This window comes from Nonomuraea sp. NPDC052116 (genome assembly GCF_040680035.1).
Lineage (GTDB): Bacteria > Actinomycetota > Actinomycetes > Streptosporangiales > Streptosporangiaceae > Nonomuraea > Nonomuraea angiospora_A.
This window is the reverse complement of the sequence record NZ_JBFAWA010000044.1, coordinates 46541-60289: the sequence shown is the minus strand read 5'-3', so window position 1 is coordinate 60289 and position 13749 is coordinate 46541. Positions and strand designations below refer to the sequence as shown.

Sequence of the window (13749 nt, the reverse complement as noted above, 5' to 3'; positions counted from 1 at the left end):
CGCAGTCATGTGACGCTCGCGAGGCGCGCAAGAGGCTTTCTACGGTGAGGCCATGACCACAGGGAGATCCTTCAGAAACGGCAGCACGCCGACCGTCGTACTGGTCCACGGCGCCTTCACGGACGCGTCGAGCTGGGCCGGCGTGATCGCCGAGCTCCAGGCTTCCGGGATCCCCGTGACCGCGGTGGCCAACCCGCTGCGCGGACCGGCCACCGACGCCGCCTACCTCGCCGGCGTCGTCGCCGCGATCGACGGTCCGGTCCTGCTGGTGGGTCACTCCTACGGCGGTGTGGTCATCACCCGGGCGGGAGCCCAACCGGGCAATGTGATCGGGCTGGTCTACGTGACCGCTTTCGCCCTGGAGGAAGGGGAGAGCGTACTGGACGTCACGGGCCGCTTCCCCGACAGCCTGCTCGGCCCGGCGCTGCGGCCGGCCGTCTTCCGCACGGGCGACGGAGAGGAGGCCGTGGAGCTGTACCTCAAGGACGACCGGTTTCCCGCGGTGTTCGCCGCCGACCTGCCCCGGCGCCTCACCTCGGTGGCGGCCGCCGCGCAGCGCCCCATCGCGGCTGCGGCGTTCGAGGAGAGCTCTCCCGCCGCGAGCTGGAAGACCCTGCCGTCCTGGTACGTCGTCGCGACCGCCGACCGGGCGATCCACCCCGCCGCACAACGTTTCATGGCCCAGCGCGCCGGGGCCGACACCATCGAGATCGACGCGTCACACGCGATCGCGCTGTCGCAACCGGCAGCCGTGGCCGGCCACATCCGCGCCGCCGCCACCGCAACCCAGGCCGTCAAGCACACCCATCCGGCATGACTGCCGTGTTCCTGAGGAGCAACCGATGACCGCACCGACCATTCCCGTCATCTTCATCCACGGCCTGTGGCTACACGCCACCTCCTGGTCCTCCTGGACCGAGCTGTTCACGACCGCCGGCTACGCCGCGACGGCCCCCGGCTGGCCGGGCGACAGCGAAACCGTCGAACTGTCCAGAAAAGACCCCGACAGCATCGCCGACCACGGCATCGACGACGTCGTCGCCCACTACACGGAGATCATCAACGCTCTGGACTCCAAGCCGATCCTGATCGGCCACTCCTTCGGCGGCATGATCGCCGAGAAGCTGCTCGGGCAGGACCTGGCCAGAGCCGCGATCGCGATCGACGCCGCACAGATCAAGGGGGTGCTGCCGCTGCCGCTGTCGGCGCTGCGCTCGACCCTGCCGGTGTTCAAGAACCCGGCCAACAAGCACCGGGCCGTCTCCCTCACCCTCGACCAGTTCACCTACGCGTTCGGCAACGCCATCCCGGCTGAGGAGGCCGCCGAACTGTACGAGCGCTGGACCATCCCCGCACCGGGCAAGCCGCTGTTCGAGGCCGCCGCCGCCAACTTCTCCCCCCACTCGCCCGCCAAGGTCGACACCGGCAACAACGCCCGGGGGCCGCTGCTCCTGATCGCCGGCGGCAAGGACCACACCGTCCCCGAGACCGTCACCAAGGCGACCCTCAAGCAGTACCGGGACTCCACCGCGATCACCGACTTCCAGGAGTTCCCCGACCGCGGCCACTCCCTGACCATCGACCACGGCTGGCGTGAGATCGCCGACGCCTGCCTGACCTGGCTCACCAGGAACGACCTTTAGACGAAAGCCTTGATCGCCGTCGCCGCTGCGGATCCTGCCTCAGCAGGGCAAGATCGCGGTGGTGACCGGTGACGGCAAGAGAATCGGACCGGCCGTCACCTAGGCCCCACCCATCGTTCCGAACGGTACGGCACGAACGCGACGTTTCCTCCGTGGCGATCCGCCCGGGGGCGGTCCTCAGCCCGCTCGGGGACGCCGGCGGCAAGTTCCCCGGGGCATCGCCCTCACCCCGAACGGGACCACCGCATCCGTCATCAACAGCGGCTCGGACACGCTCGCTCTTTTGGCGTGGTCAGTTAGGCATCCGACGGCGGTACCTCGACGACGAAGACCAGGAAGGCGAGCTTGTCCGCGAAGTCCTGGAAGTCGTCCGGGAACAGCTCGCGGGCGGCCGGGTCGGGCTGCGGCTCGCTGATGACGGCAAGGCGGAAGCCGGCGGCGGTGAAGGCGTCGGTCATCGCGTGCAACGGCCTGCGCCAGAAGGTCATCGGGAAGGGCTTCCCGTCGAACGTCCACTCGTCGGTATAGCTGGTGGTCGCGAAATAGCTGCGCCGAGGAGGACTCTGGCTCATGTGCTCCACGAATGGGTGGTTCACCGACGCGATCAGCCGGCCTCCGGGCCTGAGCACTCGCCGGATCTCGGCCAGCGTCGGCCCCCAGTCCTCCAGGTAGTGCAGCACCAGCGACGCGACCACGTCGTCGAACGCGCCGTCGGCGAACGGAAGGGGGTCGCTCAGGTCGGCCACCTGCAGGTTCGCGTCATCGCCGAGCCGCTGCCGGGCCAACGCCAGCATCCCGGCGCTGGAGTCGATGCCGGTGACGACCGCACCGCGGTCGCGCAGTGCCGCGGACAGGGGGCCTGAGCCGCAGCCGGCGTCCAGGATCCGGCGACCGTCCACGTCTCCGACGAGGGCCAGGATCGAGTACCGCGCCCAGTACTCGTTCAGGATGTTGTTCTCGGTTTCCGCCGAGTACGCCTCGGCGAAACCGTCGTAGTCGTTCACCTGGTCCGGATCTGCAGGCTGGGTTGCGGGCGAAACCCAGGCAGGATGTCCTGTGGCGACATTCTCGGGCACGTCGGTTACTCGTTCCATCGTCGCAGCCTATTGTCCCCATCCCCGTCCGCGCAGCCGCGCCGCTGATCTCAGCGATCAAGCCGGCCCGCCGCTCCTCGCCTGGCGCATGATCCTGGCAATTCCTCAAGGATCGACAACGCCCCCTCCTCATACATCCGCGACGCCGGCGTGCCCTACCGTATGAGTTACCCGACCTGAATCCCGAGAGGGCTGCCGGTGACGCCTGCTGTCGCTGCGACTGCTTGAGAAATGTACGGCGGGCAGCCCTTCCCCCACCGACGGGCATCCCATCGGCCAGGAGACGGCCACCGCAGTCGTGCGGGCCGCCCCAAAACCCGCAGGTTGGCCCTTCGCCGGCCCGAGGTCCATTTCACGGCTTTGCGATCACCCCTGACTTCACGCCTGCTTTAGGGGTGTCCGCGACGCATGCAGCGCGGTTACCTTGGCTTCATCGAGCTCGCACGCGGAATATTCAACGCGAATCCCAGGTATGGGAATTTCGCCGACACCGTGCTCTGAGGGGGACCGGAATGCTGAGCTCCGTTGAAATTGTCGTGGGTCTTTTCCCGGGTCAGGGAGCCTATCTGCCGGGCGCTCTGCCACGGCTACGCGCACATGATCCCGGGACCGCCAAGGTGATCGAAACCATTGACGCGGTGGCCGGCGGCATTCTCGGAAAAGGCCTGAGCCGAGCCTTTTCCGATGATTCCGTCGATCAATTAGTCGAAGCGGCGCCGGACGTGCTCCAGTTGGCTGTTTTCGCCACTTCGGTCGCCGCCTTTCGTGCGCTCTCCGATCAGGGAGCGCGGTTCAGCGTGCTCGTCGGGCACAGCCTCGGCGAGATCGCGGCGCTGGTCGCCGGTGGCGCGCTGGACGTCGCCGAGGGCGCGGAGATCCTCTGCCACCGGATCACCGTGCTGCGCGAGCACGACACCAGCGGCGGCGGGCTGCTGGCGCTGGGCTGCGAGCCCGACCGGGCCCAGCAGATCCTCGACCTGCTGCCGACCTCCGGCGCCGTGATCGCGGTGGACAACGGGCCGGCGCAGACGGTGGTCGCGGGGCGGGCGGACGCGCTGCGCCGCACGGCGACGATCGCCACCGCGATCGGGCTGCCGTCGACCACACTGCACTCGCCGCATCCGTTCCACAGCCCGCTGCTCGCCCCGGCGCGGCAGGAGCTCGCCCGCCGGCTCAGCGGATACGGCCGGAGGGGCCTGCGCATTCCCGTCTTCTCACCTGTGCTCGGCCGCTACTACCGTGATTCCGACGACCTCGGCGAACTGCTCGCCTCCCACCTCGTCACGCCGGTGCGGTTCGGACCCGCTGTGGAGCGGCTGCATCGCTCGGGCGCCGGCGTGTGGGTGGAGGTGGGCGCGGGGCGCGCGCTGACGTCCCGGGTCCGCTCGATCGAGTCGTCCGCCTCCGTGCACACGCCGCTGCTGCCGGACCTGGACACGCTCCGCGAGACCGGCCAGTTCCTGGCTCCCGCCGCCGAACCACGGACGGTCCGGCACACCGGCACGACCATGGCGCACCCGCCCGCACCCGCCGCCGTGACACCGGACCCGAGCACGCCTCCCGCAGTGACACCGGACCCGAGCACGCCTCCCGCCCCGGTTCCGCCGCAGGACACGAGCGCGCCCTCCGCGCCGACGCCGCCCGCGGGGCCCACGTCGAGGGAGACGGTCGCCGTCCGGGTGCGTGATCTCTACGCCACCACGCTGGAGTACCCGGAGGAGGTCTTCGAGGACGGCGCCGAGTTGGAGGCCGACCTCGGCGTCGACTCGGTCAAGCGGGTGGAGCTGATGGGCAGGCTCGGCGTGCTGTTCGAGCTGGGCCCGCCGCCTGAAGACATGCGAATGGCCGATTACCGGACGTTCGGCCAGGTGGTGGACTTCGTTCTCGACTCGCTCGCCAGGGCGGGCACGACATGACGGGATTCCACGGCCGCGTCGCCCTCGTCACCGGCGGCGCGGGCAGCGTGGGCGCGCGCATCGTACGCTCGCTCGCCGAGTCCGGCGCCAGAGTGATCATCAACTGCTTCCACTCCTACGACGAGGCCAGGACGCTCGCGGCCGAGCTGGGTGACGGCGTCGAGGTGATCAGGGCGTCAGTGGCCAAGCCGGATCAGGTACGGCGCATGTTCGACCAGGTCAACGCCACCCACGGACGGCTGGACCTGCTGGTGAACAACGCCGCCGGCGGGACGTTCGCCGCCTGGGACGAGCTGGCGGAGGAGCACCTGGACCAGGCGTTCGAGGTCAACGTCAAGGGCGCGCTCTGGTGCGCGAGGGCGGCCCGCCCGCTGCTGGCCCGGTCCGGCGCGGGCTGCATCGTCAACGTCTCCTCGCTCGGCGCGTCTTACGCCCCGGCCAACTACCTGCCGGTCGGGCTGTCCAAGGCGGCTTTGGAGGCGCTGACCCGCTACCTTGCGGCGGAGTTCGCCCCGGACGGCATCCGGGTGAACACCGCCTCCGTCGGGCTCATGGACAATCCGGTCGGCCGCATGTTCCCGGGATTCGAGTCGGTGAGCGCCAACCTGGTGGCGGCCACCCCGCTGGGGCGGCTGGCCACACCCGACGACCTGGCCGACCTGGTCCTGCTGCTGGCCTCTCCCGGCGCGGGATGGATCACCGGGCAGACCGTGGTGGCGGACGGCGGCATGTCATTGCAGCGCCGCGCCACGTCCCCAGACCCGGAGCCGAAACCAGAGCCGGCGCCGCAACCAGAACCGGAGCCTGAGCCAGAGCTGGAGACGCATCCCGATCAAGACGTGGATCCTGTCGCGGTGGTCGGCATGGGGCTGGCCGTGCCGGGGGCCAGCGATCCGGACGGCTTCTGGTCGCTGCTCATGGAGGGCGCGGAGCTGTTCGTCGACGTCCCGGCGGATCGCTGGTCGATGGCGGGCTTCCACGACGACGACCCGAGTGCCGCCGACAAGACGTACCAGCGCCGCTCGGGCTTCATCACCGGCTTCACGCCGCACCCCAAGCTGGCCGCCGAGCGGCCGGACGACGGGCTCGACTTCACCACGGTGTGGCTGCGGCACAGCGTGCACCAGGCGCTGGAGGGCGTGGCCAGGCGGGACGGCGACACGTACACCGCCTGTTTCGGCTTCACCCCCGACGGCAGCCAGCACCTGCAGGAAGCGCTCATCCGCGAGGAACTGGGCGAGGTCCCCGACTCCGTGCTGTGGCACGGTGACGCCACCCGATCGCAGCCGTTCCCGCACCGGATCGGCGCCAGCGCCATCGAGGGCCTGTTGCCGGCGGACACCCGGCTGCTCATGGTGGACACGGCGTGCTCGTCCTCGTTGTACGCGATCGACCTGGGACTGCGTGACCTGTTGTCCGGCCGGGCCGACGTCGCGGTGTGCGGCGGGGCGTTCGCGCTGGTCCCCAGCGGGTCGGTGCTGTTCTCCAAGCTGTACGGGTTGTCCAGGAGCGGAGAGGTGCGCGCGCTCGACAGGACCGCCGACGGCGTGCTGTTCTCCGACGGAGCGGGCGCCGTGGTGCTGAAGCGGCTGTCCAGGGCTCTCGCCGACGGTGACACCGTGTACGGCCTGGTCGCCGGGGTCGGCCTGTCCGCGGACGGCAAGGGCAAGGCCATCTACGCGCCGTCCAGCGCGGGCCAGGAGCTGGCCGTCGCCCGCGCGCTGGACAAGTCGCGCGTGGAAGCCGGCGAGGTCGACTGGGTGATCGCGCACGCCACCGGAACCCCGGCGGGTGATGAGGCCGAGTTCCTGAGCCTGCGCGCGGCCTACGCCGGGACGAACCCGGTCCAGGTGACCTCGAACAAGTCCCTGATCGGCCACACGGGCTGGGCGGCCGGGGTGGTGTCGGTCATCCACGCGCTTCTGGGGCTGCGGCACGAGGTCATTCCCGCCCAGCACCGCTTCTCGGCGGCCCCGGACAGCTTCGGCCTGGAGTCGTGCAATCTGGAGATCCCCAGGCGACCCGTGCCCTGGCCGGCGCGGTCGGACCGGCCGCGCACCGTGGCCGTGTCCGGCTTCGGTTTCGGCGGCACCAACGCGCACCTGCTGATCCAGGAGTTCCGGCCGGGCCGTCGCGGCAAGGCCGGCTACGGAGCCAGGACCGGCGAGCCCATGGTGATCGTCGGCTGGTCGGCGCACGTGCCCGGCGCCGAGAGCAACGCGCAGGTCGCGGAGTGGGCGCAGGGCAGGAACATCCTGCCGAACTCCTTCGGCGACGGCTACCCGAGCCCGCCGTTCGCCCGGCTGCGCCTGCCGGCCTCCACGATCCGGGCGACCGACCGCACCCAGCTCATGATCATCGAGTGCATGCACCGGATGGACCCCCGGGTCCGCGAATTCTGCCGGCGGCACAGCCGTACCACCGGGGTGGTGGTGGGCCACACCGGGCCCACCAGGAACGCGGTCCTCTACGCGATCCGCGCCCACCTCGACGAGCTCGACCGCCAGGCCGTCCCCAAGGCGCAGGAGCTGCGCGAGCGCGTGACCGGACTGATCGCCGCGCCGGACGAGGACTCCTTCCCCGGCGAGATGCCCAACGTCATCCCCGCCCGGCTGTGCGGCTACTTCGACCTGCGTGGCCTCAACATCGCCGTGGACGGCGGCGGAGCCTCGCTCGCCGACGCCTTCGAGGTGGCCGAGTGCTACCTGGACTTCGGCGACGTGGACGCGGTCCTGGTCGCCGCGAGCAACGGCAACAGTCTCACGTCCTGGGGCCGCCTGCTGGGCTGCGGGGAGATCGGCGAGGGGACGTTCCTGTTCGCGATCACCAGGAAGTCGCTGGCGCTGGCCGAAGGCCTGCCGGTGCTCGCCGAGGTGTCCGTGGAGTCCACCGTGGAAGAGATGCTGGAGGCCATCGCATGACCCGCGCGAACTTCCTGGGCGCGCAGGGCGGGCGCGAGCTGATCGCGTTCCTGAGCGGCGCGCAGAGCCGGACGGCGGTCGAGCTCAGGGCCGACCGGCAGGCGAGCCCGCGGGTGATCCGGCTGAGCAGGCAGCCGAAGGCAGCCCGTCTGCTGGACCGCCACGTGATCGAGCTGGCGCCCGCGCCACGCCGGCCCATCCGCTCCGCCCCTCCGGCGATCCCGGCGGACTCCGTCGTGCTCACCAACTCCGCCGCGTTCCGCACCGCGCTGGCCCACCAGGACGGCCAGGCACCCCGGCACGTACGGGTGCTGGTGGACGCCACCGATCCCAGCCTGCGCGAGGCCCGCTGGTCGGACCCGGTCCGCGAGCTGCTCGCCCTGCACGAGCGCACGTTCATGACGGCCAAGGAGTGCGCGCCACGCCTGGCGGGCGGCTCGTTCGTGGTGAGCGTGGTGGGCGGCGTCACCGAGGCGGGGGTGCCGCTGCCCGTCACCGGGTTGTTCACGGGCCTGGTCAAGAGCCTGGCGCTGGAGCTGCCGGACACGAACGTGCTCGCCACGGTGCATGCGCCAGTGCCGCTAGAGGAGGTGCTGGCCACGGTGAGCGCCGAGCTGGGCGCCGGCCAGCTCCTCCCGGTCACCTATCACGTCGGCGGGCGCCGGCTCACCCCGCGAGCGGTGCCCGCCGAGGCGGTGCCGGCCGGGATGCCGGCGCTGGGCCAGGACTCCTTGGTGGTGGCCGCGGGCGGGGCGCGCGGCATCGGCGCGCCGATCCTCACGGCGCTGGCCGGGCGCTACCGCCCGCGCATCGTGATCCTGGGCAGCTCCCAACTGCCCGGCGACTCCGGGGAGCTGCCCGAGCGCAGCACGTTCATCAGGGCCCAGCTCAACGGGCCGGGCCGGGTCAGTGTGGCCGAGGCGAACGCGAGGTTCGACCGGCTGCGCGAGCAGCGGCAGGTCCGGGACACGCTCACCGAGCTGGAGCGGCTGTCCGGGCCCGGGCGGGTCCGCTACCTGCGCTGCGACCTCCGGGACCCGGACGCGGTCAAGCATGCCGTCGACTCCGTGGACGGCCCCATCGACCTCCTGCTCAACATCGCCGGCACCAACCGGGCCTCCGACGTCACCGCGAAGTCCGTCGGCGACTTCCGCACGGTGCGTGACCTCAAGGTGCATACGTACCTGAACCTCAAGGAGGCGCTGCGCGGGCGGGAGCCGCGCCGCTGGTGCAACTTCGGCTCGTTCATCGGGCTGACCGGCCAGCGCGGCGAGACCGACTACGCCGCGGCCAACGACTTCCTCAACATGGCCGCGATGAGTGCGGAGAACGAGTTCACCATCGGCTGGACGCTCTGGCGCGACGTCGGGCTCGGTGCCACCCCGCTGATGCGCGCCTTCCTCGCCGAGATCGACGCGTACACCCCGATGCCGACCGAGGAAGGCGTCGACCACTTCCTCACCGAGCTGACCGCCGTGCGGGACGCGCCGGCCACGGTGTTCCTGGGCGACAAGGAACGTGAGCTCGTCAGGGGCATCCGGCCGGAGTTCCTGGACTTCTGCATGGGCGAGGCGCGCGCGCTGCCGTACATCGACACGGTGCTGCGCCGCAACGCCACGGAACTGGTCGCGGAGCGCACGTTCACCCTGGACAGGGACGGCTATCTGGAGTTTCACCAGGTACGCGGCTATCCGACCTTGCCCGGCACGTTCGTGCCCGAGCTGGCCGCGCAAGCCGCGGTCTCGCTGGTGCCGAACCGGGTCCCGGTCGTCTTCGAGGACCTACGGCTGGAGTCGTTCCTGCGGATCTACCGGAAGGACCGGCCCGAGGTCAAACGGCTCACCGCCACGCTGCTGCGCACCGACGAGCGCGAGTCGGTGGTGGCCGTCCGCGTGCTGGGCGACGTGGTGGCGCCGAACGGCGTGACCGTGGCCCGCGACAAGCTGCACTTCTCGGTCACCGTACGGCTGCGCGACGCTCCCGTGCCCGGCCCGAGGTGGACGCACTGGGACGAGCACGGCAGCAGGCCCCTCCGCGACCCCTACCACGCGCCCGGGTCGGACGTGCTCCTGCGCGAGGTGTTCCGGTCGACCACCGGCACCCGGGAGCACCCGCTGGGACGGCGAGGCCGGCTCGCGCTCGACGCGCCCGCGTTGCGACGCTGGTTCCCCGACCTGCTGGTCCCCTCCGTCACGCTCGACGGTCTGGTGCGCGTGGCCGTCCTCCACACCGTCGCCGACCGCTGGACGCCCGTCGCGATCCCGCGCACGGTCCGCCGGATCGACCTGTACGGCGGCCACACCGACCTGACGCTCGCCGCGCTGACCGAACCCGTCGAGCTCTACGTCACCCCCGTCGACCTCGACCTGGAGGATCCCGAGCCGGAGAACCGGGCGATCGCGGTGGCCGCCGACGGCGAGGTGCTGCTCCAGGTGAAGGACATCACGGGCGCCATCGTCGGCTACGTGGACCAGGAGACCGGCCAATACGTCGACAGGGAACGATTCGACCGCCAGGAGCGCTCATGACACGCCAAGGAACCTGCCCTGTCGCCCACGGCCCGGCCGGGCTGCCGGTGATCGGTGACGCCATCCCCTACTTCAAGGACCCCCTGGCCTACACCCTGCGCATGCAGGAACGCGACTCGCTGGTGTCGGTCAAGCTGCCCATCCCGTTCGTGCAGGTCACCGAGCCGGAGGCGATCGAGCGGGTGTTGCGTACCAACCCGGACAACTACGTACGGGGCAAGCTCTACCGCGGATTCTCCGGCGTCATGGGCTCCGGCCTGCTGACGCTCGACACCGACCAGTGGCGCGGGCCGCGCAAGGCCGTCCAGCCCGCGTTCAGCCTGCAACTCGTGCGGAGCAACGCGCGCGAGGCCGTCGGCGCCACCGAGGAGGTCGTCCGCCGCTGGACGGCGCACGCGAAGTCCGGCGACGTCGTGGACGTGGCACCCGACCTGATGGACATCGCCGCCAGGGTCCTGGGCATGGCGCTGATCAGCCAGGACCTGTCGGGCACCGACTACGCGCGAGCCGCCGCGATCGCCAACAAGGTCATCTTCACCCGCACGATCATGGGCCTGCCCGCCATGATCCCCTCCTTCGTGCCGACCCGGTATCACCGCGACCGGAAGTGGGCGGACCGGGTGCTCGACGGCATCATCCACCGGGTGATCAGCTCGCGCCGCGCCGATGGCGAGTACGGCTCCGACGCCGCCGGGCAGCTGCTCCGCGCCGGCCTTTCCGAGGCGGAGGTGTCGGACAACCTCCGCACCCTGCTGCTGGCCGGCTCCGACACCACCGGCCAGGCGCTCGCCTGGACCATGTACGAACTGGCCAGGCACCCGCAGGCCCGCCGCGCCGTCGAGCGCGAGGTCGACGAGGTGCTCGCGGGCCAGGCTCCCACACCCGACCGGCTGGGCGAACTGGTGCAGACCACGGCCGCGATCAACGAGGCGCTCCGACTGCACCCGCCGGTCTGGCAGTTCCCGCGCGACGCCGTCGAGCCGGACTGCCTGGCCGGCCGCACGGTGCCGGCGGGGACGACGGTCCTGCTCAGCGTGTACGGCACGCACCGCTCACCGGAGCACTGGTCCGACCCGGAGGCCTACGATCCCCGGCGTTTCCTCGACGACACCCAGGGCAAGCGGCACAAGTACGCCTTCCTGCCGTTCGGCGGCGGGCGGCGCATGTGCATCGGCAAGGGGCTGGCGATGGCCACGCTGGTGACCGCGGTGGCCATCCTGTCGCAGCGCTACCGGCTGCGGCTGTCGGGTGCGCACACGGTGCGCAGCGGACACTACGTGACGCTGTTCCCCAGCGGCGGGATCCCCGCGGTCGTGCAGGAGCGGACGTGACGGCCGCCGCGCCGGTCCGCCCGCACCTGGTGTCCTTCGACACCACCTCCTTCGTCCGGCCGGTCCGTCGCATGATCTGGGAACCCGTACCGCACCCGCTTCCGCCTCCCTCCCCTGTGGCGCGGCGGCTGCTGGTCATCGGCTCCGACGCGGAGCTGGCCGCGGAGGTGGCGCGCGCGCTCGGCGCGGACCTCTGCGCGCCCGGCCGCGAACCCGAGCGGGACGACTGGGACGGGATCATCGACCTGAACGTCGTGGGCGTCCCCTACCGGTTCGACGGCGGGGAATGGCGGGACGCGCTGGCCAGGACGACCCGGATGGTGCAGCGCAGATACGGTGCCTGGGGAGCCGACCCCCGCGCCGACCGGTACTGCTACGTCGCCGTCACCGCCATGGGCGGGCTGATGGGTTACCACGACGGGGCGATCGACTCCCCGCTGGGCGGAATCTGGGCCGGCTTCGCCAAGTGCCTGCCCCGCGAGCTGCCCAACCTCGCGGTGAAAGTCCTGGACGTCGACGCCATCGACCCGGCCCGCCTGGCCGAGCTGCTGACGGCCGAGCTGGCGGCCTGGGACCTGTTCGAGATCGGCTACCGGCGGGGAGTCCGCCACGCCTTGAACGCGCGGCCGAGCCCGGAACCGCCGCCCCGCGTCGAGCTGGGGTCCGACGACCTGGTGCTGATCTCGGGGGGCGCCCGTGGCGTCGGCTTCGCCCTGGCCCGCGGGCTCGCCGAGGAGTTCGGCTGCCGGGTCGTGGTGACCGGCCGCGACGAGCTTCCGGCCGACGCCGGCTGGCTGGCCATGGACGACGCGGACTACTCCGAGCACTGCCGGGCCAGAGTGCGGTCCGCCCGCACCGCCAGGGAGCTCCGGGACGTACGCGCCGCGCTCAAACGCGAGGCCGAGCTGCGGCAGGTCGGCGCGAACCTGGCAGCGGCCCGGCGGGACGGTCTGCGCATCGCGTACGAGCCGTGCGACTGCGTGCGGCCGGAACAGGTCGACGCGCTGTTCGCCCGCATCCCCGATCCCAGCGTGATCGTCCACAACGCGGGCATCGATGTGCCGACCAGGCTCGACAACAAGACCCCGGAAGACGTGGTCCGAACGGTCGACGTGAAGGTGACGGGCTTCGCCAACCTCACCCGCGCGGTGCTCCACACTCCCGGCAGGCGGGACACGCTCAAGGTGTTCTGCAACGTCGGCTCGCTGGCCGGACGCATGGGCGGCATGATCGGGCAGATCGACTACGCCGCGGGCAACGAGGCTCTGTCCAGACTCGGGTTCTGGGCGCGCAACACGCTCGGGCTGCCCGCGCAGACGTTGTGCTGGCCGACCTGGGAACGGCTCGGGGTCATCGCCAACTACGACGCGGCGGTCCGCTACGTGTCCACCATCGATCCGGCCGAGGGAGTCCGGCGGTGGATCCGCGAGCTGCGCTCCGGCCACACCGGGGAGGTCATGTTCATCGGCCAGGTCGGCAGCATGCTGGTGCCCACTCAGCTACGCGGCTTCCGGCTCTTCACCGGGCACCCGGATCTGCCCAGATTGCACGGGCTCGCGCACTTCCTGGGCTCCGTCGAGCTGTTCGAACCGTCTCGCCGGCTACGCAGCAGCGTGATCCATACGCCGGGCACTCATCCGTGCCTGACCGAGTTCACCGTGGACGGGCGTGCCGCGTTGCCGATCTCGGTGCTGATCGAGCAGGCGTGCTCGGTCGCCGACTGGGTCGTGCCGCCGGACCGGCCGCCGCAGCACCTGGTCGAGGTGCGGGACGTGCAGGTCCGGCTGCCCGCGCTGGTCCTGGCCCCGGACGGGAGCCGGTTCACCACCCGGGCGCTGGGCGAGACCCTGGAGGAAGGCTGGAGCGTCCAGGTCACGATCACGGCGGAGACCGGGGAGACGGCCGGGTCGATGCGACTGCTCTACCGGTCGTCGCCGCCGGTGCCTCCGCCGTCCGTGCCGCCATCGGTCATGCGCGGCGTGGCCGCTTCTGGCGGGCGGCTGGCCTGGTCGGGGCTGGTGCTCGGCGCGGGAGACCGGCTGCCGGCCGTGACCGCCGCCGATCTGTGGACGTCGCCGTTCCCGCCGCAACACGGGATCGCCCCCGCCGCGCTCGACGCCGTGGTGCGCCGAGCGGGGCCGGTGACGGGCGACGTCGTCGAGATCGCCCGTATCGTTCCGTATCCAGGGGCGCAGCAGGTGGACGAGCTCCGTCCGGTCGCCGGCGGCTGGGCCGGGCTGAGATCAGGCTGCCAGGTCCTGTCCATCGAGGGGGTGACAGCCGGGACCGCCCTGCCCACTCCCTGAGCCCGCCCGA

8 protein-coding genes are annotated in these 13749 nt (G+C 71.3%); 7 read left to right on the top strand and 1 reads right to left on the bottom strand.

Going from position 1 to position 13749, the window contains the following annotated elements; all coding sequences use genetic code 11:
* Positions 1-52 precede the first annotated feature (52 nt).
* Positions 53-817 (top strand): alpha/beta hydrolase, encoded by a 765-nt coding sequence (locus AB0L65_RS53290; RefSeq protein WP_364263476.1) that lies wholly within the window; start codon positions 53-55, stop codon positions 815-817.
* 25 nt (positions 818-842) lie between these two features.
* Positions 843-1643 carry an alpha/beta hydrolase gene (locus tag AB0L65_RS53285; protein WP_364263473.1) on the top strand — a complete coding sequence of 267 codons (801 nt, stop codon included), beginning with the start codon at positions 843-845 and terminating at the stop codon, positions 1641-1643.
* A 296-nt stretch (positions 1644-1939) separates the two neighbouring features.
* Here the strand turns inward: AB0L65_RS53285 and AB0L65_RS53280 are convergent, their stop codons facing one another.
* Entirely contained in the window at positions 1940-2647 is a 708-nt protein-coding gene (locus AB0L65_RS53280) for a class I SAM-dependent methyltransferase (RefSeq protein ID WP_364263470.1), read from the bottom strand.
* A 602-nt stretch (positions 2648-3249) separates the two neighbouring features.
* Here AB0L65_RS53280 and AB0L65_RS53275 point away from each other — a divergent pair.
* From AB0L65_RS53275 to AB0L65_RS53255, 5 genes are read left to right on the top strand one after another with little or no spacing between them, the layout of a single operon-like run.
* Entirely contained in the window at positions 3250-4653 is a 1404-nt protein-coding gene (locus AB0L65_RS53275; protein ID WP_364263467.1) for an acyltransferase domain-containing protein, read from the top strand.
* Complete coding sequence (locus AB0L65_RS53270) at positions 4650-7574, top strand: SDR family oxidoreductase (protein ID WP_364263464.1); 2925 nt, start codon at positions 4650-4652, stop codon at positions 7572-7574. Before AB0L65_RS53275 ends, AB0L65_RS53270 begins: the two co-directional genes overlap by 4 nt.
* Positions 7571-10102 (top strand): SDR family NAD(P)-dependent oxidoreductase, encoded by a 2532-nt coding sequence (locus AB0L65_RS53265; protein WP_364263461.1) that lies wholly within the window; start codon positions 7571-7573, stop codon positions 10100-10102. The genes AB0L65_RS53270 and AB0L65_RS53265 overlap by 4 nt, the downstream gene beginning before the upstream one ends.
* Positions 10099-11433: a cytochrome P450 gene (locus AB0L65_RS53260; protein ID WP_364263458.1), complete on the top strand. Its 1335-nt coding sequence runs from the start codon at positions 10099-10101 to the stop codon at positions 11431-11433. Before AB0L65_RS53265 ends, AB0L65_RS53260 begins: the two co-directional genes overlap by 4 nt.
* On the top strand, positions 11430-13739 hold the full coding sequence (locus tag AB0L65_RS53255) for an SDR family NAD(P)-dependent oxidoreductase (RefSeq protein ID WP_364263455.1): 2310 nt from the start codon (positions 11430-11432) through the stop codon (positions 13737-13739). The genes AB0L65_RS53260 and AB0L65_RS53255 overlap by 4 nt, the downstream gene beginning before the upstream one ends.
* The last annotated feature ends 10 nt before the right edge of the window (positions 13740-13749 follow it).

Excerpts from the sequence above, each read along its gene's own strand:
- AB0L65_RS53270 (WP_364263464.1), top strand. The coding sequence starts at position 4,650 with ATGACGGGATTCCACGGCCGCGTCGCCCTCGTCACCGGCGGCGCGGGC.
- AB0L65_RS53265 (WP_364263461.1), top strand. The coding sequence starts at position 7,571 with ATGACCCGCGCGAACTTCCTGGGCGCGCAGGGCGGGCGCGAGCTGATC.
- AB0L65_RS53260 (WP_364263458.1), top strand. The coding sequence starts at position 10,099 with ATGACACGCCAAGGAACCTGCCCTGTCGCCCACGGCCCGGCCGGGCTG.
- AB0L65_RS53285 (WP_364263473.1), top strand. The coding sequence starts at position 843 with ATGACCGCACCGACCATTCCCGTCATCTTCATCCACGGCCTGTGGCTA.
- AB0L65_RS53290 (WP_364263476.1), top strand. The coding sequence starts at position 53 with ATGACCACAGGGAGATCCTTCAGAAACGGCAGCACGCCGACCGTCGTA.
- AB0L65_RS53275 (WP_364263467.1), top strand. The coding sequence starts at position 3,250 with ATGCTGAGCTCCGTTGAAATTGTCGTGGGTCTTTTCCCGGGTCAGGGA.